This window comes from Bradyrhizobium sp. USDA 3256 (genome assembly GCF_054058275.1).
Genome location: NZ_JBSSAE010000002.1, coordinates 1,170,174 through 1,193,276, shown reverse-complemented (window position 1 = coordinate 1,193,276; position 23,103 = coordinate 1,170,174). Strand labels below are relative to the sequence as shown.

22 protein-coding genes and 2 pseudogenes are annotated in these 23,103 nt (G+C 59.0%); 14 read left to right on the top strand and 10 right to left on the bottom strand.

Features of this window, described 5'->3' with window-relative positions; translation table 11 throughout:
* The first annotated feature begins 25 nt into the window (after positions 1 to 25).
* The 4 genes from ACVWY5_RS07235 (at position 26) to ACVWY5_RS07220 (ending at position 5,961) form a co-directional block, all read left to right on the top strand.
* Positions 26 to 319, top strand: a complete 294-nt coding sequence (locus ACVWY5_RS07235) for a hypothetical protein (RefSeq protein ID WP_244481712.1) — start codon at positions 26 to 28, stop codon at positions 317 to 319.
* Between the two features lie 333 nt (positions 320 to 652).
* On the top strand, positions 653 to 1,003 hold the full coding sequence (locus ACVWY5_RS07230) for a hypothetical protein (protein ID WP_152977397.1): 351 nt from the start codon (positions 653 to 655) through the stop codon (positions 1,001 to 1,003).
* Between the two features lie 2,557 nt (positions 1,004 to 3,560).
* Entirely contained in the window at positions 3,561 to 4,520 is a 960-nt protein-coding gene (locus tag ACVWY5_RS07225) for a sensor histidine kinase (RefSeq protein WP_028337231.1), read from the top strand.
* Positions 4,521 to 5,679: 1,159 nt separating this feature from the next.
* On the top strand, positions 5,680 to 5,961 hold the full coding sequence (locus ACVWY5_RS07220) for a hypothetical protein (protein ID WP_028337232.1): 282 nt from the start codon (positions 5,680 to 5,682) through the stop codon (positions 5,959 to 5,961).
* On the opposite strand, the gene ACVWY5_RS07215 is transcribed toward ACVWY5_RS07220, so the two are convergent.
* Positions 5,958 to 6,164 (bottom strand): hypothetical protein, encoded by a 207-nt coding sequence (locus tag ACVWY5_RS07215; protein WP_028337233.1) that lies wholly within the window; start codon positions 6,162 to 6,164, stop codon positions 5,958 to 5,960. The two genes, ACVWY5_RS07220 and ACVWY5_RS07215, sit on opposite strands and share 4 nt — an antisense overlap.
* The gene (locus ACVWY5_RS07210) at positions 6,161 to 6,388 is read right to left on the bottom strand and encodes a hypothetical protein (RefSeq protein ID WP_051376329.1); all 228 of its coding nucleotides are present in this window, start codon (positions 6,386 to 6,388) and stop codon (positions 6,161 to 6,163) included. Before ACVWY5_RS07210 ends, ACVWY5_RS07215 begins: the two co-directional genes overlap by 4 nt.
* 571 nt (positions 6,389 to 6,959) lie before the next feature.
* Between ACVWY5_RS07210 and ACVWY5_RS07205 the strand changes: the two genes are divergently transcribed.
* A complete protein-coding gene (locus ACVWY5_RS07205; protein WP_028337235.1) occupies positions 6,960 to 7,817 on the top strand; it encodes an SDR family oxidoreductase in 858 nt (285 codons plus the stop codon).
* A 19-nt stretch (positions 7,818 to 7,836) separates the two neighbouring features.
* Here ACVWY5_RS07205 and ACVWY5_RS07200 read toward each other — a convergent pair whose 3' ends face one another.
* The gene (locus tag ACVWY5_RS07200) at positions 7,837 to 7,968 is read right to left on the bottom strand and encodes a hypothetical protein (RefSeq protein WP_321177085.1); all 132 of its coding nucleotides are present in this window, start codon (positions 7,966 to 7,968) and stop codon (positions 7,837 to 7,839) included.
* Between ACVWY5_RS07200 and ACVWY5_RS07195 the strand changes: the two genes are divergently transcribed.
* Entirely contained in the window at positions 7,934 to 8,191 is a 258-nt protein-coding gene (locus ACVWY5_RS07195; protein ID WP_321177087.1) for a hypothetical protein, read from the top strand. The genes ACVWY5_RS07200 and ACVWY5_RS07195 overlap by 35 nt on opposite strands.
* Here the strand turns inward: ACVWY5_RS07195 and ACVWY5_RS07190 are convergent.
* Both ACVWY5_RS07190 and ACVWY5_RS07185 read right to left on the bottom strand, forming a co-directional pair.
* Positions 8,105 to 8,521: a formate dehydrogenase accessory sulfurtransferase FdhD gene (locus ACVWY5_RS07190; protein ID WP_152977400.1), complete on the bottom strand. Its 417-nt coding sequence runs from the start codon at positions 8,519 to 8,521 to the stop codon at positions 8,105 to 8,107. The two genes, ACVWY5_RS07195 and ACVWY5_RS07190, sit on opposite strands and share 87 nt — an antisense overlap.
* A gap of 883 nt (positions 8,522 to 9,404) precedes the next feature.
* Positions 9,405 to 10,676 (bottom strand): hypothetical protein, encoded by a 1,272-nt coding sequence (locus tag ACVWY5_RS07185; protein WP_028337237.1) that lies wholly within the window; start codon positions 10,674 to 10,676, stop codon positions 9,405 to 9,407.
* Positions 10,677 to 10,842: 166 nt separating this feature from the next.
* On the opposite strand from ACVWY5_RS07185, the gene ACVWY5_RS07180 reads away from it, so the two are divergent.
* From ACVWY5_RS07180 to ACVWY5_RS07170, 3 genes are all read left to right on the top strand, one after another.
* Positions 10,843 to 10,980, top strand: a complete 138-nt coding sequence (locus tag ACVWY5_RS07180) for a hypothetical protein (protein WP_321177076.1) — start codon at positions 10,843 to 10,845, stop codon at positions 10,978 to 10,980.
* Positions 10,981 to 12,147: 1,167 nt separating this feature from the next.
* On the top strand, positions 12,148 to 12,468 hold the full coding sequence (locus ACVWY5_RS07175) for a PepSY domain-containing protein (protein ID WP_028337238.1): 321 nt from the start codon (positions 12,148 to 12,150) through the stop codon (positions 12,466 to 12,468).
* A 14-nt stretch (positions 12,469 to 12,482) separates the two neighbouring features.
* Positions 12,483 to 13,112, top strand: coding sequence for a hypothetical protein (locus ACVWY5_RS07170; protein WP_080667261.1), 630 nt, complete (start codon positions 12,483 to 12,485; stop codon positions 13,110 to 13,112).
* Between the two features lie 1,082 nt (positions 13,113 to 14,194).
* On the opposite strand, the gene ACVWY5_RS07165 is transcribed toward ACVWY5_RS07170, so the two are convergent.
* The 5 genes and pseudogenes from ACVWY5_RS07165 to ACVWY5_RS07145 form a co-directional block, all read right to left on the bottom strand.
* Positions 14,195 to 14,494: a putative quinol monooxygenase gene (locus ACVWY5_RS07165; protein WP_028337240.1), complete on the bottom strand. Its 300-nt coding sequence runs from the start codon at positions 14,492 to 14,494 to the stop codon at positions 14,195 to 14,197.
* Positions 14,495 to 14,697: 203 nt separating this feature from the next.
* Positions 14,698 to 15,504: pseudogene (locus ACVWY5_RS07160) on the bottom strand (amidase family protein); the annotation flags it as partial.
* Between the two features lie 647 nt (positions 15,505 to 16,151).
* The gene (locus ACVWY5_RS07155) at positions 16,152 to 17,357 is read right to left on the bottom strand and encodes a hypothetical protein (protein WP_321177086.1); all 1,206 of its coding nucleotides are present in this window, start codon (positions 17,355 to 17,357) and stop codon (positions 16,152 to 16,154) included.
* 117 nt (positions 17,358 to 17,474) lie between these two features.
* Positions 17,475 to 17,633, bottom strand: a pseudogene (locus tag ACVWY5_RS07150) (DUF4236 domain-containing protein); the annotation flags it as partial.
* A gap of 165 nt (positions 17,634 to 17,798) precedes the next feature.
* Entirely contained in the window at positions 17,799 to 18,083 is a 285-nt protein-coding gene (locus ACVWY5_RS07145) for a KTSC domain-containing protein (protein ID WP_051376331.1), read from the bottom strand.
* A 1,452-nt stretch (positions 18,084 to 19,535) separates the two neighbouring features.
* On the opposite strand from ACVWY5_RS07145, the gene ACVWY5_RS07140 reads away from it, so the two are divergent.
* The 5 genes from ACVWY5_RS07140 (at position 19,536) to ACVWY5_RS07120 (ending at position 23,059) form a co-directional block, all read left to right on the top strand.
* Positions 19,536 to 19,982 carry a hypothetical protein gene (locus ACVWY5_RS07140; RefSeq protein ID WP_028337241.1) on the top strand — a complete coding sequence of 149 codons (447 nt, stop codon included), beginning with the start codon at positions 19,536 to 19,538 and terminating at the stop codon, positions 19,980 to 19,982.
* 124 nt (positions 19,983 to 20,106) lie between these two features.
* Positions 20,107 to 20,436 (top strand): hypothetical protein, encoded by a 330-nt coding sequence (locus tag ACVWY5_RS07135; RefSeq protein WP_063616651.1) that lies wholly within the window; start codon positions 20,107 to 20,109, stop codon positions 20,434 to 20,436.
* 122 nt (positions 20,437 to 20,558) lie between these two features.
* Positions 20,559 to 21,371, top strand: coding sequence for an Abi-alpha family protein (locus ACVWY5_RS07130; protein ID WP_028337242.1), 813 nt, complete (start codon positions 20,559 to 20,561; stop codon positions 21,369 to 21,371).
* A gap of 178 nt (positions 21,372 to 21,549) precedes the next feature.
* Positions 21,550 to 21,774 carry a hypothetical protein gene (locus tag ACVWY5_RS07125; protein ID WP_321177075.1) on the top strand — a complete coding sequence of 75 codons (225 nt, stop codon included), beginning with the start codon at positions 21,550 to 21,552 and terminating at the stop codon, positions 21,772 to 21,774.
* Between the two features lie 994 nt (positions 21,775 to 22,768).
* The gene (locus ACVWY5_RS07120) at positions 22,769 to 23,059 is read left to right on the top strand and encodes a hypothetical protein (RefSeq protein WP_321177073.1); all 291 of its coding nucleotides are present in this window, start codon (positions 22,769 to 22,771) and stop codon (positions 23,057 to 23,059) included.
* Positions 23,060 to 23,103 lie beyond the last annotated feature (44 nt).

The window sequence follows — 23,103 nt, the reverse complement described above, 5'->3', positions numbered from 1 at the left end:
TACGTTTCGCCTTTCTGATGAGTTCATGGCTCAACTCGACGACTGGGCTGCTCGGCAGGATGATAAACCGACCCGCTCCGAGGCCATCCGCCGGCTGGTCGAGATCGGTTTGAGCGCAAAAAACGAGAGCCCTCGAAAGAGCGAGGACAGGCGACAGCGCAAAGATACGAAGCAACGCGCCCGCGAATTGGCCGGAGACGCGATCGGCGGGATGGCCGAGGCCGCAGCTAGTCCAGAGGACCAAGCCAGTCGTAAGCGTCGGCTCATTAAAGGACCGGCGGAATTTCAGAAGGTCAGACGCGACCGAAATTCAACTTGAGCCAGCGGGTCGAGAGTCGTGGTGGATATGATCAAAACCGCGATAGCACGGTTGGAGTTGCCGCATTGGCTTATACTTGCCGGAGCCATGCTGGTACTGATCGGCCTAATTGGCCTTGTGATCAGCCGTCGCCGCGGGATTGAAGCCGAGGGCGAACCTGCCGCCGAGACAAGTCCCGAACCGCGCCCCGAGCTAACATCGTTGCCCGACCTTCTGGACTCCCGGCCAAGAAAGGGCCGGCAATCACGTTAGCTTCAAGTAGCCGGCTAGGCCGACAGGATCGAAATCCCTATCTGAGCGTTGAGTTTGTTGAACCCGAAAAGGAGGTTCAACATGGTCAACGTTCGAGAGCGGAGGAGCACACCCTCAGGCGCGGAAAGAGAAGCCCGCAAGGTATTCAGAGAGGCTGAAGCGAAAGAAGCTTTGAGCGATTACGCTAAAGCGCAAGAGGCATTTTATGAGAACCGCGAAAGGTTGAAAGCGGAGCGCTTGGCCCGGGAGGCCAAGAGCCGCGAGACCGACGATCTGGCAAGTAAACTCGCTGAATGCGCGAGGGAGGCGCGCCACCAGGCCGCACTGTTGCCGCAAGGTCCAGTTCGCGATGCCTTACTTGAGAAAGCCAAGCAGTACGAAGCGCAGATTCCCAACGACTCCACATACACTACTCCTGTTGTGCAGCGCTGATGAAAATGGCGATCAAGCTATCTGCATAACGCTGGCGCCCATTCCAGGCGGCACGTCTACGAACGAGTGCTCGAGTCTCACTTGCTACAGATGGCAACGTGATCCCGTTTCGATGGCCGTCGGTTTGACTTCCTTGCCGAACTAGGCATCGTTTGGGTTCTCTCACTTCGCAGGGCTTCCTTGCAGCTTTGTTCCCAAAAAGGCCCCCCACGACCGGGGGGAGCTGGGCTAATCTTTAACTGGCCGTCTCAGTGCCGATAGCGATACGGCACCGAACAGGGCGACCAATGCCGCTGCATCTGCTTCGTTCCTGATCAAAGAGACCCCAGCATCCGGATCATGCTGGGACCGAGTTGGATCGCCGAACCGCTGTCGGCCGAGAAGCAGCGGTCGTCGTTTCGGCTGAAAAAATATCGGATGAAAATCGCCTGCCCTGTACGCCAGATCATCACGCCCGTCGCGGTTTCAGAAGTAACTCGCGTGAATCATCCTAATATATTCGGCGAAGTGTCCGGCCAAAATATAGGCCTCAGCACCTTTGGGCCTGGAGGCCGATGCTGAGGCCAGTTGTCTAGTGTCGGCGCGACCCGACAGGAGCCATTGTTAACGCTCTCCTGTGCGATTTGCCACCTTTTCCCTCAGACGCTTGGCAGGCAGGAACCATCGAGAAGCCAGGGCGTCTATCTGTCGCTCCGGCTGGCCAAAGGCGCCCCCGACTGCCGGAGGAAAATCCGTATTGCCGGGTTGGCGGCTCCCTGGTTGGGGCCGCTTTCGTTCGTTGGGGAAACGCAAGCACTGCGTGACCAAGCTGATCGTCGCGATTCACATAGTGAAATGACGGTCGCCTACGTCCTGGACGCAAACTACCTCACGGGCGAGCTTAAATTCGATTTACGCATCGTTGCTGAGAACGGGCATTGGACTCTCTGTCGAATACGAATGATCGCACGGCTCAGCATCAATCCCGCCTCCGAACGCACTTAATTTCTTGAAGGGAGAGATGGACAATATCGCATGCGAGCACCGGTCATCCAGATCAGCGCGGAGGTCGCGCACGCCCACGCCAAGCATAATGGCTCGCTCAGGAAGCGGGCATCACAAAGCGCAGGCCCCAACATACGACTCTTGTTACAGCAAGACGTGGGCAAGGCCGAGCGAAGCGGGAGCTTTAAAACGCCGTCATGACTTAAAGTCCATAAAACTCGGCACAATGTTGCCAGTGAGCCGCCGCTTCGCGCCACCGCGTGGTCTGCGAGTGCAGTACACCCAAATCAGCACCACGACGATCGGAGGCTATCTCCTTGGCTGCGTTAGACGCTTCCTTGAGCTTGTCGCGGGCAATACCATCGACGCTCGCTGTGCATCTCCGGCGCGTTGCATCATCTCGGTGCGGGCGTCGGCCACCTGAACTTTCAGGGTCTGTGAAGAACCTGTGTTCTGGTTCTAGGTGAAATTCGTCTTCTGGTAGGTCTAAATTGCTAATGATATTTTCTCTGGAGCGTCTCGACCTGTTTTGCCTCATGCGGCTGGCGTGATCGTCCAGATCGGCCTTTTGACGCTCTTCGCCTTTGCGTCGGCTGCGGACATCGTCGCTTCCTTGGCCGTTTCAAACCCGGATTGCGTCGCCTCCCCTGCCGCCTGCTTCGATCGCTCGCTTGGCCCGTCGCCTCGGCTCCGGTCTCGGGGAGAGAGCCGCGGCGATGGTCGCGCGATCGCGATCCCTAGTCACCCGCCGATCAGCGCGGCATCGTCGCCTACGATCTCACTGGCCTTTGCCGGCGCGATCGACGCCGTGTCCGTGTCGGCCGGCACGTCGCTCCTGAGCTTGTCGCTCACCGCGGTGGTGGCCTGCGCAGTTTGGTTCCTGAGATCGTTGGCTTTGCCAGCGGCCTTACCTTGCGCGTCGCGGGCGATGTCCCTGGCGCGGCTTTCAACCGAAGCGACTGGTCTTTGGCTTCGCTCCGCGGTGCCTGAGCGCGCTCGGCCGCCTTATCCAGCATTTCCTCTGTTGCCGGGGCGATGGCCTCCGCGGCTCCGTCGCGAGCTTTTGATTAAGGCAAGACCTGCGCCTATCGTCAGGAGTGGTAGCCGCTCGCCGAGCGCAGGAGCGGCACCATGACTGGGTATCCGCAGCGACTGCCTGCAGGGGATTATCCAAGGCCCGTTGCATCACCGCCTTAACCCCGCCCTTGGTCTTCCCTTTAACAAATCGAAGACTTTGGATTTGACGTGTTGCGGGGAAACCTTGTCTCGGATGCTTTATCCGATATCTGTTCCCTCAATCGATTCGACCGTCACGGCGAGTTCTGCGCGGCTGCGCTCGGACTCGCGCCTCAGCTTCTCCACTGATCGCATCATGGCGTTACCGTCTTGGAATTTGACGTTTTCTCGTCTGAATTTTCTTTCGAGACGAACTCACGCTTTACTGAATCGTTCCTAGGCGATTCGAACGCTGGCGCAGCGGCAAGACAACTCGTCGGCCTTTTAGTCCGGGCTGCACGCTCACGCGCTGCGTCGTGCGACAGGAACACGTCGTCCAACCGCTTCGTTGCCTTTCATGGACCGGCTTCTGCTTCATTTCATTTCAGTTAAGCCCAGCTACCCGGTCTGGGTACGGTATCTTTTGAGCCTGGGGCTGGTCGGCTTGGCTTTCCTGACCAAGCTCCTGCTGGATGACCAGTTGAAGCCCTATCCGCTGCTGTTGTTCATTCCGGCCATTTTCCTAGCCTCAGTCATCTTCGATCGCGGATCCGGCTTCCTTGCCACTGGCGCGAGCGCCGCGCTTGCCCTGCGATACTTTATGCCACCGCCCTTGAGCGCTGAGATCCTGCCGCTCTTGATTTTCCTGATAAGCGGGCTGTCCATCGCGGCGGTGACCGAAGCCTTGCGTACCACGTTGGAGAAGCACTCGGAAGCGAAGGCCTACGCGGACGTGCTGCTGATGGAGCTCGCGCATCGGACCAGGAACGACCTTGCGACAATCATGTCGATCCTGCGCCTGCAAGCGCGATCAGACTCCAACCCTGCCGTGCAGGCGGCGATCGCCTCCGCCCTCGCACGCATCGAGGTGGTCGCCAAGGTCCATGACAGGCTGCGCAACACCTCCGCTGACAGCACGGTCGATCTCTCGGCCTATCTGGAGGCGTTGTGCGGAAGCCTCGCTGACTTCCACCGGGGCTTGCGCCCGATTGCGATACGGGTGACCAGCGACGAAATCGCTGTGAAGAGCTCACAAGCTGCATCGATCGGTTTGATCGTCAACGAACTGGTGACTAACGCCTTCAAATACGCATTTCCGGACGGACGACCGGGCACCGTGGAAGTCGATGTCCGGAGCCGAAACGAGCAGGTCGCAATCACGGTACGGGATGATGGAATCGGATGCCCGTTCGAGGCCAAGAGTGGGCTGGGGACGCGCTTGATCAACCTGATGACCGCGCAGATGAAAGGCAGCATGATCAGGACGCCCATGGCAAAAGGTTGCGAGGTGGAAGTGGTGGTCAACCTTGAGGACTGATTACCGAGATCCGCGGGTTGCCACGGGCCTTCAACTACCGACCGCGGCCAGTGCTGTTTTGCCACTCACGTCGTTCAGAATACGACACGATCGAAGGGGAGGAAAGCGCCGGTCTGGTTCGCGTCGGATGCGAGCTCCTCGTCGCGTTCGCAAGCCTAGGGACCAACTGGACGAGTGTGAAAGCAAAGGAAAGCGAGGTTGCCATCGACGTCTATGGCTCTCTGACCTGCGATCCCAATGTCGAGATCGAACATGTTCGTCCGAACTCGATGCCGGTGATCCAGAACTGCAGCGTCCGCTCCCAGATGGTCCGCTCAAGGTCGTCGCAAGTGGCGAGAAGGGAGACTCCGCGGCGGCTGCCTAGGCTTATAGATAGGCTGGCAGAACAGTGGACAAACCGCAAGTATGGCATTTCGGAATCCCTGGTCTGAGTCAGCAGCTCGGGACGGGGAAGATGATGTTGAGTGAAAGGCGACCGGCGTTCCGCGCTCTGCAGGGATGGACGATCTTCGTGTCGCAGGACGCCCACGCCATTCGCGAGTGCTCAGAGCAAAGCTGGATGTCTGACCGCGTCGATCCGCATGCCTGAGAGCGAGCGTTTGAGACAGCCCGCCAGGATCCGCCGCGTGGCGTTTCTTCCGAAGACGCTGTGAACGAAAGATGCTCGACTCGATCGGCGACACCCGTCCGGAGTGCTCGCCCGAGGACGGTTTATCCCGCGACTAGTCGAACACAAACTTCCATACTATTCGTATGCCATCGGATCCGGAGGCGAGGCGTTTCAATCTCATCACATCCCATACGATTCGACGGCGGCCGGCAACCTCCACAGGCTCCGCTGGGTTAGATCCGGCGAGGCCGGTGCAGAAGCGAATGTCGACTCAGGGCCATGCTCAAATTCAAATTGAGCAAAATGCTTTCGCTTTCGCGGCAAATCGCGACCGCCCCGTGGGCAAACACACGCGGACTCATTGAACCGACTGCCGCGTTATGTTTCAGATCTCGAACCGAACGGGTCGAATCATGCGCTACGAACTCTCCGACGCTGCCAAACCACGCCGCGCGGCGTACCACGGGCGACGTGACCTGCATCCTTTGTTTTGAGTGTCCTTAGGAACAAAGATCCCGATTCGAGCCTAACGATGCAGGAGGATCGCAAATGGCAGTTGCATCGTGGAAGCGTCCGGGATCGCCAATCGGCAAGAAGGGAGCGCGCAAGGTAAACCCGAAGTACAAGCGCCGTTCGCGCGAACCATGGACGGATAAGGAAGTGAAGCAGTTGCGGTCACTGGCGAAGGCGAACACGCCGACAGGCGTGATCAGCCTGAAGATGCGCAGACCAAAGGGCTCAATCGCAAGCAAGGCGCAACGCGAGGGCATTTCGCTGCGGCCCGTCAACCGCTCACCCTACAATCGGCGCAAGAAGGCAGCGCGACGCTAGCTCTCGGCGGGCGGATTCTCATCGAGCACGCCGTTCACGTCGGGCTCTTCAACGCCCTTGTCGATGTAGTCGGACTTGTTGCACTCGCACGTCATCCCTGCCCCGCACTGACAGCCGTGCGGCTCCGCCGTCCACGCGAGGTGCGGATGATTTTCACACACCCAGCCCAGACCGCGGCAGATCGGACAATTGGGATTGATCATGCCGCAACCGCTCGCCTGTGCCTTCGATAGACCTCAATGGCACGGTTTGCGAGCATGATCTTACGATGCTCGCCGTTGCCAGCCATCTCGTCGATGGTCTTCGTCAGGAAGCGGCCTGCCGTGTAGGGGTCGCCGATCTCTCCCGAACGTTCGAGAAAATCCCAGGCGATTTGGATGGCGATTTGGATAGCGTCTTCGACGAGAATTGAAATGGGCTCGATCATCCTGTCGCAACGCCAGGAGCAGGCATTCGTTCCTAGTGCGGAATAGCCCCGGTCGGCGGAGGCTCTTCCTGACCTGGAGGGAGGAGAGCGCTCCAAGCCTGTGGCGTCGGCGATTGAGATGCCGTCGAGGAGACCCGTTCGTCGACGTCTGCTGCAATCTCCCGTGTGAGCTCTTTTCAAGAGATGGTCGCGCTCGACCCCTCAGGCGCTTGGAACCTTGTTGGAAAATATCCGCGAACGCAGCGAGTCACTCCTGCAGCGACGTCGTTTGTTTGACCCGCTTTCTAGTTTTTCTTCATCACGCATTCCCTCGGAAGCCGGAGCTTCAGCTCCATCTTCCGAGCAAAGTAAAAAGTCACGAAGGGCGTAGCGCTAGACTAAGTTAGTTGCGCCTCAATCCTTTTAGTGAGCTTGCACGCAGCAGTCCTTTGGATTGAGGGTGAACGCGCTCGCCGTGCCGAGGAAGGGGTCGGTCCGCCTGCCAAATGGGTCTTGCCATTCGGTGGGGCCAGCCTCCAGGAACACTTGCTCAGTTGCGTAATTGAAATCCAACAGCTTTGCGGAGAGAGCCATGCCAGACTATCCAAAGCCGCCTTATCCCGACCAGAAGCAGCCGATGCCCGGCGTCACCGCCAGAATGAACCCGCGTCCGGACCATGGCGAATCCAGCTATCGGGGCTCCGGCAAGTTGGCGGGCAAGCGAGCGGTTATCACTGGCGGCGACAGCGGCATCGGGCGCGCCGTGGCCATCGCCTGCGCCCGCGAAGGCGCCGACATTCTCATCTCTTATCTCAACGAGCACGACGACGCGCATGAGGTGAAGACGCTGGTCCAGGCGGAAGGGCGTAGGGCCGTCCTAGTCGCCGGAGACCTTCGCAGCCCCGAGCATTGCCGCGCCGTGATCGAACGCGCGGTCGAGGATTTCGGGGGACTAGACATCCTCGTCAACAACGCCGCTCATCAGGCCAGTTTCAAGGATATTGCTGCTATCTCCGACGAGGAGTGGCGGCTCACCTTCGACGTCAATATCCACGCGATGTTCTATCTAGTAAAGGCGGCAGTGCCGCATATGCGGTCTGGCAGCGCGATCATCAACACGGCATCGATCAATTCGGACATGCCGAATCCAATACTGCTCGCGTATGCCACGACCAAGGGCGCGATCCAGAATTTTACCGGAGGACTTGCCCAGATGCTGGCCGACAAGGGCATTCGCGTGAATGCCGTCGCACCGGGGCCGATCTGGACTCCGCTGATCCCATCGACGTTGCCGGACGAGTCGGTCAGGCATTTTGGAAAGCAGGTTCCACTGAAGCGAGCAGGCCAGCCCGCCGAGCTTGCGACGGTCTACGTCATGCTCGCCGACCCGCGTTCGAGTTATACGTCGGGAACGACGGTCGCAGTTACTGGTGGAAAGCCGTTCATCTAGGACATTGACAGAGCGGCATTCAATCGCAAATCCGCCGCCGCGCGCGACCGCAACGATTGCATTTCGCGAGATTGAGCCGCGCTGCGAGCGCCGTCGGCGCCGATATGGCGACCAGCATGGAGCATCCCGATTGCCGCCGCCATTTAACCAGCTCGATCGAGACGCGGCTGGTGATTGCGCCGGCATCGCCCGGGACGCTGACCCGGCGAGCGCACCCGCAAATCTCCACGCGGTCGCGACCAAAGTATTATCCAGGAGAAATAGGCTGGCCGCATGCGGAACAAGAGCTACGCATTCGAGGGATTGTGCAAAGCGCGCTCGATCTGGCCGTGATCGAGAAAAAAGCGGCCCAGCCTGCGCGGAAGCGGGCGTGATGCCTCGGTGAGGCTCTCGATGCCGCACAGGCCGCAACCAGTCGTGCCGACCAAGGCGGGGGTGGCGGTACCTGAAGCGCTCCCCGAACCAAGCCAGATCAGTAGCTCAATGCCTGCATCTCGCGGCACACCTCGAGTGACGCGGACGACACTTGTATGAGGAATTTGCTCTGCGCTGCCCCTTTGCCGATCGTCGGCCGGGCCGCTTCCATGTTGCTCTTGCCATTCAAGTCCTCCCGTAAGTCGTTCTTGAACGAAGGCCTCAGCAATTCGGTCCCGATGAGCAGGAACGGCAAGATCGGCGGGACGTTCTTCGTTGACCAGAGTCAACGGAGGCTTCAGTGAGCGTCCGACTTGCATCGATAATTCTTGTGCTGTCTTGTGGATTGGCAACTGCACAGCCTGCTAAGCCGGCGGACGATATTCAGGCGCCGACCGGGCGTTCGGCGCCTGAAGACAAAGGTCAATTGCAACCGCAAGGCTGGATCGGGCCCGTCAACACGGGGTCGGGTGGCGCTCCTCCGGAAAGTCCCCACGGTCAAAGCCCGCCGAGGATGCAGTCCGCGCCGGACGGATCGACAAAGACCACGGTCATGCCTCCCAAATAGCTCCAAGCGCCAGCGCGGGTGCGCGAGCGGCACCAGGCCAGAAAAAAGGGCAAGGAACAAAACAATTCGGGTTACGTTGCAGACCCATGACGAACCTAATTAAGCTCCCCTGGCGGGCCCGCGTGACACCGCCCCTAGCGGCAACCACGCGAATGGACTGCCTTTGCGTCGTACCAGTCAAAGCCGATAGACAAGCGGAGTAGGCGCATCGGCCTGTACTACTTTTTCCCGCGGCCGTAATCGCACGGACATGCTTCGAAAATTTGCATCGTGCTACGACCGAATCGGGGTCAGCTATTTCACTCAGCACGGGAAGCCCGGTCTAAAGCTTGCCACTCGCCACCGCTTGCGGTTGTTGCTGACTGTCTTGACTGCCTCCTTCACTGAGACGGCAGACGTGCCTGTCTTCTCCGTCTGGTGACCTCATATTTCTGCCCGCTCGCGAGGCGTGGCCTGCATCGTTCCGCAGGCACAACTTCATGGAAAAGGCCAGATATCGAATTCGCGCAAATACCGCGCGGCTTTTTTCATCGGGCCGGGATTACTAGCGATTCGTGGCCGACCCTAATCTTGCCCAGGGGCCGCGAGCAAGTGTCCCGCATGCTTCATGCTCGGCAGTCGTGTTCGTTCCACCACCGAGCTATCGCCCGGGTTTGCTCGTCCCATATTTCGGTGGGCAGGTCCGGGACGGCAATGCGCACGCTGAAGGCCCCGCTCGTCATGTCGTGAAACCATTCCGTGGCAGCGAAGTCGAACCCGAAGCTTCCGGCATGACGGATCGGAAAACCGGCCAGGCCAAGATCTCTGCTCATCTCCGACGCCGCTTGCCTTGCCTCTTCTTCGTCCAAGGGCCGCCTGCATTTGAGCAACACATAAAGGCCATGCGCGAAATTCGTTTGGCTCACCAGATCGCCGAGCGCCTGACGGAAGAAGCGAGCAGTGCGGCGGCTGTTGCGGATGATCGCAGCCACTCTCCTTGCAGTCAGCGACCGATACTCGGGGCTGCCGACATAAGGCGGGAAGTGGGCCGGCAGTGCTGCGCCGCCGAGCAGCCTGACTGCATTCCGCATCTCATCGGGCAGCTTTCGGAGAGGCGAGCGAACCCAGAGATCGGCCTCCGCGGAGCGGACGAAAGTCGTAGAGCCCAATCGTCCATACTCGACGCCCAGCGAATCCAACTTCGTGTGGCTTCGGATCATAGCCACGGGCACTCCGCACCTGCGGGCCTTCCGCAACGCTCGCGCGATCTTGCCGGAGCCACCGGCGAGGCAACTGTTATCGAAGATGCAGAGGCCGAATTGCGTCCAGGGTGACCGCAGACAGGCCTCGAAATCCTTTGCCGATGCGCAGGAATCCAGAAGAAGGATGCGGTGCGACGCGCCTGAAGCGGGCGCGCCCAGGATTTCCCCGGCCGTGATGCTCTTCAGGTGCCGAGCGTACGCTTCAATGAACTCCAGGGTCTCTCCGTACGTCCCTGGCAGCGACACAATATCCGCTCGATCGAACAAGTGCGACGACGCCAAAAGCAGGGCAGATATGGAGGCCATGCCAGAAGACGTGTAGACGGTCTCCCAATCGATGTCATCGCCGAGATCATAAAACGACGGGCCGGCCACGTCGAGATCGGCGCGCTGGTAGTCGTACCGGAAGTCGAACGGGCTATCGGACGATTGCCTGCGATGCGACCAGGCGGTTTCGGTCGTGGTCCAATCTTTCAGATCGTGCTGGGCTCTGATGGCCGCCGTGAGCTTGAACTTGAGTGCGATCGCTTCATTGATCGATTTCGGCGTTGGCGGCGCAAAGGACTTGTCAAGACAGGCGTCCAGCAACTGAACCTCTTCATGCTTCCGACGGAGGTAGGCTTCCATGGTCTCCATGAGCCTTCAACGTCCGGCATCCACCTTGGCTCCTATTGCGCGAGCTGCTGCAGCGGTGGTCAATTTCTGCAGCAAATGGATAGGTTACAGGCGGCGCTTTGTTTCACCTGTCCATTGTGCATTGCGCACGCTTCTTGTCTGGACGCCATCTGGGGATGGACGACCCATGACCGAGTCGAGCGCGCTGGATCGCCAAGGCTTCGCCGATGCGCTTGTTAAGCTTAGGTTCGATGTGCTCGAGATAGCAAGGGTGGCCATTCGAGCTGACGGCGGCGTGGTGCCGCTTCGAAGGCTATGGACCTGAAAGACCTCCCCCCTGCCCGACTTTCATAGACAGGACAAGTTGGAGAACGAAGTGACGAACAGTCGACGGTGGTGTCGCTCGCTTTGCTTCTGCTGCATTGCATTCCGCCGGCCCCGCTGACGTTCAGCCGGATCACGCTCGGCCGTCCGTCGCGACGACGGCAGAGATTCGCTCTCCGCCGAACAAATAAGGTGACGCGGGTTGCGCAGCGTGGCGCGCGGCCGCCCTATCCAACGAGGCCACGACTTGCACCGATGTGGTGCAGCTCTTCGTTCGAACGATGAAGAAATTGGTTATCCAAGCGGCCAACTTAGCTCTAGTTCCACGAGCGGGTACCCCTCCCGCTTAAATTTAGGTTGTAGGCAACCGACCGGACGATCCGCAGACCGCATCCCCATTTTGGGCTTCTCCCGGGCTTTGAAATCAATCTTGCCGCCGCCGCACTGCTCGTCATCAGGATCACGATGTCAACAACGTCAGTCAACGACGCGATGGCGCTTTGGTTGCTTCGCGCCCACATCGTGCAATCGCTAATTCACCTATCTCGACGCGCCCTATGGCAGTCAGCTCGCGCATTACTGCTTTCGCCGTTCGGACAGTGATCGCCGTTGTACTGGTGCTGGCAATTGCTTAGCATGTAGCCAGCAGTGGCGAGAGTCGGGCTTGCTCGACGCAGAATGTATTTGGCCTGGTCAGGCCGCCAGATCGCAGTTCCGCTCATCCTCCGCAATCGGCCGCAACGCGCCGAAATCGATTAGCATCGCCCACGTTCATTGTCACGCAACACAAGACGGTCAAAGCGACGGTGGCCGGTGCCTAAGTGACCAAAAGTCAACTCACACAGATGGGTTGATTTTGACGAGCAACTATACCACGGCCAATTCGAAGAGCTTTTCCCCGACAGGATTCCAGTGACACGAGAGCGGCACCTTCGCGAGAATGTCGCAAACCGGCAAGGGTCTGTTCGCCTTCGCTTCCCAAGGAACGGACCAGCGTAACTTGCGGCACCGCCCAACTGCTGCGAGAAACAAATCAGAGCTGATCTATTAACCTGCGATAATTCAAAAGCGACGAAGTCAGTCTGCCTGCGGTTGAGTAACGCACTTAGCAACCAACCCAATTGATGTTCATTTGTCCTCGGCAATTACCCAACCAGAGGACAAACAGATGTTGCGAGTCTTTGCTATCGTATCCACGGCAGCTCTGCTGAGCTCAGCGCCTGTCTCGGCGCAAACGCCATCAGCGCAGAGCGGCCCAAGCAATAGCGCCGTCAATCGTTCGGGTGAAAACAACTCGAACGTACCCGTGGCGGGCCGAAACAGCTTTACCGAGGGGCAAGCGAAGTCACGGATCGAAGCTGCCGGTTATTCCGGCGTTTCCGACCTCAAGAAGGACGATAATGGCGTCTGGAGAGGAAAGGCCACCAAGGGAGGCAACCAGACCGAAGTCAGCTTGGACTTCCAGGGCAACGTGAACCCGGCGAACTAGAAAGGAAGACCAGCATGACCACTACAATTTCTCGCCTCTATGACAACTATGCCGACGCTGAGCGTGTCGTCCAGCGACTCGAGCAGAGCGGCGTCCCCTCCTCCGATATCAGCGTCATCGCAAACAATGGGGAAGGCTGGCACGGCCGGGATGGAAAAGTTGATCGAGACCGCGACGGCGTTGACGACCGAGCAGAAGGAGCAGGCGCAGGTGCGGGCATCGGCGCAGGTCTGGGCGGAGCTGCAGGATTGCTTGCGGGTCTCGGCTTGCTCGCAATTCCTGGCCTCGGCCCGGTCGTCGCCGCTGGATGGCTCGTCTCCACCGCGGCCGGTGCTGCCGCAGGCGCCGCAACGGGCGGCGTCATCGGCGCGTTGACTCAAGCGGGCGTTCCGGAAGAAGAAGCCCAGCGATATGCCGAGGGAGTGCGCCGCGGCGGAACACTCGTCTGTGCACGTGTCAACGAACAGGATCGCGGTCGAGCAGAGGCTGTGCTCGATCGGTCGTCAGTCGACATCAGCAAGCGCACAGCGGCATGGCAACAGTCTGGATGGAAGGGCTTTGATCCTGCGGCAGAGCCACTCAGCAGCGATCAGATCCAGCGCGAGCGCGAACTCTATGGCGAAGGAACCGGAATAGGTCGCTGACGCACAAATTCCGTTTCCCAATTCGCCTACTGAAGGCCCCGACGCATGTCTCCTCAGCGTCGGGGCCTTTTCGCTGCAGTAGGAGGAACGATCTCAAACGCGTTCTGTTTCCCTGTCTGTCGAGAATCCGTCGGAGCTGGCTCGCGTGATCTTGGCAACGGAATGACCGCAATTGCCAACCACAGGAGTGCGCAGTGATTAGATACAGAGTGCAGTCATCAGCGGGCAAAAGGCCGAATTGCGCGCGGCCAAAGTTATTTGGGAATACATACGTACTAGAGGAGCGGAAGCGCCTCGTGGCTCACTGTGTTCCGCTAGTGCTGTTTTCCTACTGGAGAGCAGCCTAACTCGCAACGTGGACCCTTGGGAGCTCGTCAAAAGCCGCCGTCTATACGCTATTTATCGCGGCTCAAAAAAGGTCTTGCGTAGGTTTCAAGTCCTGGAGGCTCAACCACCGATACCGACATTCGGTTTAAGTGTCGATCTGATCGAGGACGCCCTGTCTCTCGTACGCAGTGAGTCTTCTGCCCGGAGGTGGGCCCACGATGTTCTGAACTCTCTGAACGCTCATGCGATCAATGCGAGGTTGGATGTTGTTCAAGATTGGATAATCCACTCTCGCGTGATCTTGTCATCCACTACACCATCATCGCTATTCGATGTGTTTCAGGCCCGGGTCTGTACTCAGCGCAAGGAGGTCGGGCCTCTTCATCCAACCTCCGGAGCAACCCGATGCGGGAAGCCGCCAACGAGACTTGGTGGGCGCATCTGGGACACGCCGTTCGCGCGGCCTACGGTTTGCTATCATCATCGAAAACTATAAGCCCGACCGGATCCAAGCTCGCAAACCGCTGTGCCAGCCTGATTAATTCCGTTCGCGTCTTCTGATCCTTTATGGAAACGAAAGCTGCTAAAAGACGCAAGCATTCGTCCACGCTGGACTTTCTCTCTTCTACCATTGAAGCGCACTCCTCCCCATCTCCGGTTCGTGGTTCCTAACAATCGCAATTTCATGACTGGCTCGTTTTGACTCGAACGCAATCGCTCGTGGATCGAGAACGGGTGCGCATCGATAAAGAGCTTCACGCTACGCCGCCGTCGACCTTGCCCAGCGGAATGACCTCGGCGCTTTCGACGAGGTCAGGTATCTCGGTAAGTAGCGCCGCTATATGTGGGGCAGCGATGTGCTTGTCTAGAAGTTCGCGGCTTTCCCACTCTTCGATCCAGACAAAGCGGCGTGGCTGATCGAGATCGCGATTGAGCTGATAGCTGATGCAGCCTTCTTCCCTGAGAGTGGTCGCGATCACGCCGCGAAATAGGATTTCGAGTTTTTCTTCTGCGCCTGGTTTGGCGAGAAAGATGGCGACCAAGGGGATCGTCATAAGCAGCTCCATAAAAGTTACTGACCGATTTCGTCGAACGCCAAGGACGGCGAACCCGCTCGACAGACGACATGCAGCCCCTGCAGGCCATTGTATTGCATCGTAACTCGCAAGCGCCTCGACCATCAACAAGCACCAGTCCCTGCTGTGGCATGCCCACGCAGATCAGCGATCGCGGGCCTAAAATCCGACGCGCGCCCTGCTCACCAGTTTGCCGGATCAATCGCCACAGATGGTGTGCCGCCAGCCTCGATCGCCTCGCCCGCAGCAAGGCATAAATCCTCGCGGTAGCGGCCGGCAACGAGTTGCACGCCAACCGGGATCCGTCCGACAAGCCCAGTGGAGACCGTTAGCGCTGGAAGGCCCATGAGGGGAATGGCAATCTGCGGCAGCTGGGCATGCCACACCCGCGCGAACGACGCGTCATCCTTAAGTTCGAGATGATCGGGAAACGGCAGTTCGCCTGATACAGGAATTAGCAGCACCGGATATTTGTCCAGGAAGGCAAACCACTCTCGCGTCAAGGTATCGCGCCGAGTCAACGCCTTCGAAAGATCGAACGGATGCACCTTGTCGCGGACGCAGCGCAAGCAGGCCAGCGCGCCTGGATCACCTTCGCATTCGGCCATTTTGAGCTGGGCCTCATAGCCGTCGCCGAGCCAGAGCTTAGTCTGGATATCGGCCGGCTCGCGCATGGATGGCGTATCTTCGATCTCCTCGACGATCCAGCCCGCACCTTGCAGCCGCTTGCCGGCGTCGGCCACAGCAGCGACAACCTCGGGTGCGGGGTTGAGACCATCGGGGTTGAGGCACATCGCTACTCGTTTCGGCCTCGGCGGGCCTTCAAGGGCCACTGGCGCGTACCAAGGATCGCGCGCATCGGGCGTTGACATCACCGCCAGTGAAATGCGCAGATCGCTGATGGTGCGCGCTAGGGGACCGGAGACCGCCCCGATCTGAGGACCGATCGGACGCCCTTCTGAGCTCGGATTGAACGCCGTGAACTTCCCGCAACCGACCGCGAGGGTCGCGGCTTAGCATGCCTGCCGAGACCTCGCGCGAAGTTCATTCTGGCTGCATCGGAGAGCTGTCTAATGCTTCACCGCGTCCGCCACTGCTTGATTCGCCATCACCCTCGTTGGGCTTGGGGTGTCGAACAACGGTTGGAAATCGTCGCCGATCGAGTTGAACGCCAGCTCCCAGAGGGTGGCCCGCGCCTGTCTTGCGGCGCGCGGCAGTCAGCGAAATCATGGATATTGCAGGGACGAGTAGCCGCGCGATTTTAATCGGCTCGCGTCAAATGTCGTTAAGCTGCGGCTGTCACGCAGACCGCGAGCCTCTGTACTGACATGTGACCGTTGAGCCGAACTGATAAGCTTTGCGACCAAAGCTTATCAGTCACGTGTTGGTCGCCTGCGAACATTGCTCTACGCGGTCCCCAATCAACCAGCGTCGTGCCGCTTCAGCAGACTATCTCTGTTTGAGCTTATTGGCACGCTCGGCGGACGTTCGCCAGCCGGCCACGTGTCGCGACAACGAGACCAATCTGCTCACTATCTCACATCCACATCCGGCTTGCCTTCGAAGTAGGTCGGTTCTTCGCCATCTTTGATCGTGAGTCCCCGACTCCGAAGATATGCGTCGCCCAGCAACTTTACTATTTCCTTGATGTCTGCGAACAATCCGAACTCAGTCCCGCACGACTTGCATGACGCAAGAGATTGATCAGTATGATTGTCACATTGCCTCCGCATTTCTTGCACCTGAAATCGCAATTGAAGCGCCATGCGGTCGTCCCGGGCTGTTGAAACGCCTCCTTAATTTGAACTGCGATACGCTCTGAAATGTTTTCTAGCGCCGGCGGCAGATTCGGTCGAATTTCACCCGGTGTCGCTGGGGAGGTTGAGGCCGCAAGTGCACGACGAAAGTCAGCAATCGCGTCGGCAAAAGATGCGGCAGCTTGTGCATTTGAGAACATGTAGGCTTCTGACAAGCCCGTCGAACTTTTCAAGTTCAGCTGAGCATATTGCACCACCGGTATCTCAGCGTTGTCGGCGTACCGCCGGTCGGGACTGCCGTCCTTGTTCGAATATTGCCAGGTCGAGCCGACCTGCTTTGTATCGGAAGGAATTCTCTCCGTTTCGTGGAAGCGCACAGGAACGAACTGAAACTCGACGTCCTGCAAGTCCACCAGAGCAAAGTTCCGATCTGTCTGATAAACGGCGACGAAGCCGGGATACACGAATAGATCGGCGCCATTCGCGTTCTGTAACCGCATGGCGACATACTCGGATTGGATGATCGGCAATTCCGACGTGCCGAGCTCAATTGGGCTACGGTCTACAATTTCCGTAGCGACCGACCGTTCTTGGCCGCGCCCCTTCGCTCGATAAGCTGTAATGTCCCACTTTCGCTCCGATTTCGACAAGCCGACGAAAGCCTCGCTCGCTCTGGTCCAAGCTGCGTGCGCGGCTCCAGACAAGCCGAACTCGGTGTTAAGCCATAGCGCATCCCGTTTCTGTTCCGCTTGATCCTTCCGCTGGCCGGCGTCTTGGACTTGCCTAATACCTACGACGATGTCGCGACCGGCTTGCTCGATCTCTTTCTTGGCTACCGCAATTGCTCCACCCCTGAGAGCGCGAAACCATGATGCCTCCAGACGTGCAAGCCGCAGCTCTGCTCTATCGTGCCGATCTCGAGCCTCAATCGCAGCCCTTTCGGCTTTCTCGAGCGACGAAATGGCTTCGTTTAGATCGCGCTCGGAAGCGCCGCGCTGATGTTGTGCGGTTAGAATCAATTCGTGGAACGCCGATAGTCCCGGCGTTGTAATATCCCCCACTGCGTCAGACTGAATGGCCGTCAATTCCGGACGTTCAGCAGGCGCTGGGCGTATCAAGCGTTCAGATGGAGTAGAGGGATCGGGTGCTTCGATCGAGTTACGCGTCCGCGGAACAGACCTTAATGGTTGCCGATACGAAATACCCGTTCCCGGGATGCCAAGGTTGACTGTTGGCCCGCCACGGCCGCCTAGTGTGAGACCTATCCCGGGCACCCCGATTGTTGTCGAAATGCCGGATCCACTGAAATTCAAGCGAACTCCAGGAAGAATGGACATTCGCCTCGTAAACCGGAAGGACACGGCTGCCTCCTACCCGCTGGTCGCAATGCATCGGTCACAAATGCGTGCCCACGAAAGCAGGTTTTGGTTCTTTTCATCCTTGGAGTCTGAACCAGGACAAGAGAACCTAGTATTTGGGAACGCGGTGCGTCCGACAGTCAAAGGGCCCATCTGAACCGGAGCCCTTTATGTGGCGTTATAATATCGTCCCATCGACGGCGCCGCTAAGAATGCCTCGAAGGTCACCGCAGGCATCTCGCAATACGGGTAGTACACCGACCTCAGTTGCACCACCATGAACTGCTGGGATTTGTCGTAGCAAGCTCGATTGATGAAGCTGCTCCGCGAGACCGTCGTGCAGGCGAAGGGCGCAAGATCCAGTTTGCCGTAATACTTTACATCGATGGTTTCCGCCGCCGCCCAGGTGACGCCAGCAAGAGAAAGGATGATGAGGACGGCAAACCGAAACATGCAGGATGTCTCCCTCGTGCCAAGACCACAGGGTTGAAGCTAGGGATGTTTCTCGGTTTTCGAAGCGCGATCTTCCGCGGCAATTGCCTCCTTCTCACACATGTAGGCGCCGCGCTTCGTGGTGCCGTAGCTTCTCGACCCTGCGAAGTGATAGACTTTCGACGGCAGATTGACCCACACGACAGTGTCAGACGGACAACGGGCTTTTGCGGAAGCTTCGTCGGAAAACTGGCCGGCCTCCAGCGTTGCATTGTCTCTAGGAGCAGATGGTTGCTGCGCGGGAGCAGGCGCGGGTGACGCGGCCGGGGTGGCTGCCGGCCTCTGCGGCGCAGGAGTGGGCGCAGCTTGCGTCGCGGTCCGCGTGGACCGGCTCGGCGGGGGCGCAGCGGGCGTTGGCGCTGGTGCGGGAGCGGTCGCGGTCGGCATGGTTACCCCAGCCCTGCACTGGTCGACATAGGCCCTTTCCGTGACGCCACGGGCTTGCATGCCCGCCTTGTCGGCCCGCCATTCCGCAATGCATTGCTTAGCGGTCTTCTGGGACTGCGAGGTGCTGGTGGACGGCACCGCAGGGGCTTCAGGCGTCGCAGCTGTCGGCCTAGGCGGAGGCGCGGAAGCAGCTGGCGCCGCACCTGTCCGGCACTGTTCAACGTAGGCTTTCTCGGTGACGCCGCGGGCTTGCATGCCGGCCTTATCTGCGCGCCACTCGGCGATGCAGTCTTTCGCGGACTTTGATCCTGTCGCCGCAGCTCGTCCGAGCGTCGGTGGCGGTGCCTCTGTCGGCTTGGCAGCCGGAGCAGCGGCGGTGGGCTCCGCCCCTGCCCGGCATTGCTCAACGTAGGCTTTCTCGGTCACGCCCCGGGCTTGCATGCCAGCCTTGTCGGCCAGCCACTCTGTGGTGCATTCCTTTGCAGATTTTGCGAGAGCCGGCGTAACCGAGACGCAGCAAACAATTGCAACCGCTGTGAGGAGGCCATTGTCGATTTTCATACTCGTTCCCCAGTTCTGTAATCGCTAGTCGGCGAAGGAGGCTATGCCGCGTCAAAGCAAAGGAGCTCGGCTCTACAGGCGAAGGGCGCGATACCGCGACGGAAAAGTCGTCGCCCAAGCCGTCTAATCGCCATGTGCGACCGATCATATGGCTTCCGTCCATCGCAGCTGCGCTGGCACAACGGCATACCGCAACCTCACCCCGAATTTTCCCCATCAGCGTGAACATGACGAAGCTGGGGAATAACCGGGGCATCGCCCATTCGCGCCGAAAAGCTTCGTAACATCAAAGGCCGGTGACGCCTTCACACGGGAGCGGTCCAAGGTTCGATCCCTTGTGCGTCCACCATCAAAAGCCCGTAAAATCGAGGTTTTTTTTGCATTTTTGGACCGCCTCCGGCGGCAACGCCCGGGGAAATTCCGGGGAATTTGTTCTTGCCCCGTTCTGGGATTTAATATTCAGCAATGGCCCCGAAACACCATCCCACCCCCCTCTCCGGCGGCGACCGCAAGGCGCTGACCAAGGAGCTGGCGCGCGCCCGGGCGGTGACCACGATCCTCGCCACGCGATCGGCCGAGAAGCGCGCCGCCGGCGAGGCGCTGATCCGCGAGGCCGACGAGCTGCTCTGTCAGAGCTGGAACGAGAAGATGTGGGCCGATGGTGGTCCGGTCGACCCGTCGCCCTCGATCGACCAGGCCATCAATGCCGGCTACCCGTGGCTCGAGATTAAATGCACCCGCTGCAAGACGCCGCGCGCGGTCGACCTGGCCGCCTTGCGACACGTGCCGACCACCCACGTGCATGACCTCGCCGGCCGCCTCCGCTGTGTGAAATGCAGCAAGACCGGCAAGCGGCCAGCCGCCGAGCTGCTGCAGCTGTGGCAGCGCTGCCCGATCGGGGACGAGCCGTGACCGAGCTGACGCGCCGGCGCGACAAGGAAGCGGCCGGGGAGAAATGGAACATACTCTATGGCGACGTCGTCGTTGGCTCGATCGGGCTTCGCACCGGCGTGCCGAACCACGCCGATCAGTGGGAATGGAAATGCGGCTTCCACCGGGCTGCGATCGGTCGACCGGAGGCCCGGCCGCGACCTTTGATGAAGCGCGCACGGCGTTCGAAACGGCGTGGGGCGAGCTGCTGCCGAAACTGACCGAGGCGCACTTCCAGACGTGGCGCAATCAGCGCGACTGGATTGCGCGCAAGCAGGCCATGTGGGCACGCGGCGAGAAGCTGCCTTCAGAGCGGCCGTCGTCGCTGATGCGCTGTCCCTGTGGCACGACGTTTGATAGCCATATCCTGAGCGAAAACTTGATCCATGTCCGACATATCCAAGCCGCTCGAGCAAGACCGCGTGTGAAACCGTAGTTGGGGATCGCAATGACGGACGACCAACAAGGCAGCATCGGCGACATGATCAAGGCGGGGCGGACGCGGTCTCGAACGTCGCCAAGGCCGAACAGGAGCAGCAGAAGACGATCCAAAAGGGAATGGATCTTGTGGGGCGCGCAGGCGAGTTCCTGAACAAGGTTTTTGAACCCGCCGCTACTGAGCTGGGGCAGCTGCTCGGCGTGCGCATGCGCTACTGGCAGTTCAAGAACGCCGTCAATGTAATGGAGAAAGCCCAGAAGCTGGTCACGGACAAAGGATTGAGACCGGAGCAGCTCAGAGCGCTCGGATTCGGGGACGCGATCCGTCTGCTCGAGGGGGCATCTAAAGAAGAGGACGAAACAGTCCAGGAATTATGGGCTCGCCTCATGGCCAACGCTGTTGACCCCCGTCAGGCCGTTAGACCGGAGAAAATGTTCGTCGAGATTTTGAAGTCGCTGGCTGGACGCGAAGTCGTTTTCCTCGATCTGATGATGGAGATCGACGCCGAAATTCGCGTGATGATGACTGTCGCGGAATATGCGGCGGCCGAGCAAAAGCTCCTCCAAGCCGCCAATGCGGGGTGGCGCAAATTCCCCAAGGAGGAGAGGAATGCTGCGATCCAGAATCTCATCCGCCTTCGATGCGTGACACTCCGAAAACGCGACGTTAACTTGAACTGGATGTTTGAGGAGGTGCCGGCGGCCCGCGGTCCGACTAAATGGTCCGTGGTCGATGCAAAAAAGCTGAGCAAGACCCTCGGGCTGCTAGCTGACGAACAGGTCATCGCAAGCGGTGTCATGGACTATGAGGCCGCAGCATCACGTCGAAACCCAGGCCGAGCATCCCTGTTGCCCGAGGGCCGCACTTGGCCGGGCCCTGATGTCTGCCTGCTCTTCGGCGATCGCGCGCAATCAGTGAGGCCTTCAAGATAAGGTATGGGACGTTTTCGTCTTGCCAAACAAGTATTGCGGGGAACAGAGGCCCCCGAACGAAATCTTCCTCGGAGAAAGCCAAACGAAAATGAATCTCAACCTCTGACGCCCAAGCTTGTGGCGGCCGTCGATCTCCGATCTTACTTTGCAATGCAAGGCCGAGCATCGTGAGAAAATCGTGGCCGTTTGTCAGCTGCTCGAAGTCTGTTTGGCGAGCCACGTGGTTTTGAATGAGTCGAGCTATTTCTCGCTTTCTTTGATCTCCCCCATGCCGACCGGTCGAAACGTGCTCGATGAGCAGACCAGCATCAATTGCGCTGTCAATGCACACATCGCGATGGCTGACGCGATCAAGCCGGTAGCCCAGTTTTTGGGTGTGACTAATGTGGCGGAGCATCGATAGTGGCTTGCAGGCGCCGTAGATCCAATTCCGAATATCCTGATGACCGCCTAGCTCGGCACACTTCTCCTCATTTCCAACTTCCTCAAGATATCGGCGAAAGATATCCGACCGGGCGACGTCAAGGTCGAAATCGTGGGACTCTGAATAGATAATGGCCTCGTTGCATTCGAGGCAGTCATTCAGTCGGTCAAAATCGGCATCTGCCAGGCCGAGAACGCCGGGGAATCCCTCATCGATAAGCAACTCGATTGCTCCCACAAGATTGGTCCGGCCGAAGCAATTTTGAATCGAGCAAGCATTCGCCCGTAAAGTCGTGCTCTAGTTGATTTGGCGCCCGCCGTGTCAGAAATGAGAGATATCGCTCCGGCGACAGTGCGCGTCCCGACTTTAGATCAGCATTTCCTGGCCGCTCCATTGGATGGGCTTGTGATCTGGAATATGAATGGTGATCAGTATCCCAAGCCTGTTTGATTGTTCAGTTGCATCAAGCGTACGATCGCGCCGAACGGTAACGATACGTCCTGACTGAAAGACGTACCGCGCTGCGGCGAACTCTAAATCCGAAAAGAAAGACCACTGCTTTGCGAAAAGCGCCGCTATCAAGCGAAGGCATATGGTCTTACCGCTACCATTCGGAGCGATGATAGCTGTCACCCGCTTTTCGACGTTTACCGGAATTCGATACGTAAACTCACCGAAAGATTTTCGACTTCAAAATGAATGAGACGATCTAAGGTTTGCGCATTATCCGCAGGCGCAAGTGGTGCAATTGCCATCACCCCTCCAATGCACCCTAGGTTGCGCACCGCGTTGCGATTGTCAACTAGCCACAAGGATCAAGGAGTTAGAGGAGCGCGGTAAACCCGGCCTATGGTTGTCGTGCACGGCGCCGGCCAGGCGCGCGCCAGGCGTGGCCGCGCCTCGGCCGCCGAGCTCGAGCACATCAACACGAGCGCGGCGACGACAACGATGCGAAACATCAGCGCTTACGTGAATGTCGACGAAGTTGGACGACGACGCCGCTCAAACCGACCGCGACCCAATAGAGCCAGCGGCTAACGTTTCTGACGCCGTCCGCCTGGACGCAAACGTTTTGGACGGCCTGGACGGTCGGTTTCATCTCGGCGATGTCTTTGGTCGCCGTCGAGATCTGCGCGCCCATCGTCGTGACGTCGGACCGCCGGTGACCAACATCCGCAACGTCAAGCCACCACACTGGAAGCGCTGGCTGAAGCCGGAAAGCCGTACGCATCCGACGGGCGCCGTCTTGTCTGAGGCGCTGTAATTGGCCAAGCGTGTAACCTTAAGTCTAGCTTTAAGGTCATCAGG

Excerpts from the sequence above, each read along its gene's own strand:
- ACVWY5_RS07235 (WP_244481712.1), top strand. The coding sequence starts at position 26 with ATGGCTCAACTCGACGACTGGGCTGCTCGGCAGGATGATAAACCGACC.
- ACVWY5_RS07230 (WP_152977397.1), top strand. The coding sequence starts at position 653 with ATGGTCAACGTTCGAGAGCGGAGGAGCACACCCTCAGGCGCGGAAAGA.
- ACVWY5_RS07225 (WP_028337231.1), top strand. The coding sequence starts at position 3,561 with ATGGACCGGCTTCTGCTTCATTTCATTTCAGTTAAGCCCAGCTACCCG.
- ACVWY5_RS07220 (WP_028337232.1), top strand. The coding sequence starts at position 5,680 with ATGGCAGTTGCATCGTGGAAGCGTCCGGGATCGCCAATCGGCAAGAAG.
- ACVWY5_RS07215 (WP_028337233.1), bottom strand. The coding sequence starts at position 6,164 with ATGATCAATCCCAATTGTCCGATCTGCCGCGGTCTGGGCTGGGTGTGT.
- ACVWY5_RS07210 (WP_051376329.1), bottom strand. The coding sequence starts at position 6,388 with ATGATCGAGCCCATTTCAATTCTCGTCGAAGACGCTATCCAAATCGCC.
- ACVWY5_RS07205 (WP_028337235.1), top strand. The coding sequence starts at position 6,960 with ATGCCAGACTATCCAAAGCCGCCTTATCCCGACCAGAAGCAGCCGATG.
- ACVWY5_RS07195 (WP_321177087.1), top strand. The coding sequence starts at position 7,934 with ATGGAGCATCCCGATTGCCGCCGCCATTTAACCAGCTCGATCGAGACG.
- ACVWY5_RS07185 (WP_028337237.1), bottom strand. The coding sequence starts at position 10,676 with ATGGAGACCATGGAAGCCTACCTCCGTCGGAAGCATGAAGAGGTTCAG.
- ACVWY5_RS07180 (WP_321177076.1), top strand. The coding sequence starts at position 10,843 with ATGACCGAGTCGAGCGCGCTGGATCGCCAAGGCTTCGCCGATGCGCTT.
- ACVWY5_RS07175 (WP_028337238.1), top strand. The coding sequence starts at position 12,148 with ATGTTGCGAGTCTTTGCTATCGTATCCACGGCAGCTCTGCTGAGCTCA.
- ACVWY5_RS07170 (WP_080667261.1), top strand. The coding sequence starts at position 12,483 with ATGACCACTACAATTTCTCGCCTCTATGACAACTATGCCGACGCTGAG.
- ACVWY5_RS07165 (WP_028337240.1), bottom strand. The coding sequence starts at position 14,494 with ATGACGATCCCCTTGGTCGCCATCTTTCTCGCCAAACCAGGCGCAGAA.
- ACVWY5_RS07145 (WP_051376331.1), bottom strand. The coding sequence starts at position 18,083 with ATGTTTCGGTTTGCCGTCCTCATCATCCTTTCTCTTGCTGGCGTCACC.
- ACVWY5_RS07140 (WP_028337241.1), top strand. The coding sequence starts at position 19,536 with ATGGCCCCGAAACACCATCCCACCCCCCTCTCCGGCGGCGACCGCAAG.
- ACVWY5_RS07135 (WP_063616651.1), top strand. The coding sequence starts at position 20,107 with ATGGAAATGCGGCTTCCACCGGGCTGCGATCGGTCGACCGGAGGCCCG.
- ACVWY5_RS07130 (WP_028337242.1), top strand. The coding sequence starts at position 20,559 with ATGGATCTTGTGGGGCGCGCAGGCGAGTTCCTGAACAAGGTTTTTGAA.
- ACVWY5_RS07120 (WP_321177073.1), top strand. The coding sequence starts at position 22,769 with ATGTCGACGAAGTTGGACGACGACGCCGCTCAAACCGACCGCGACCCA.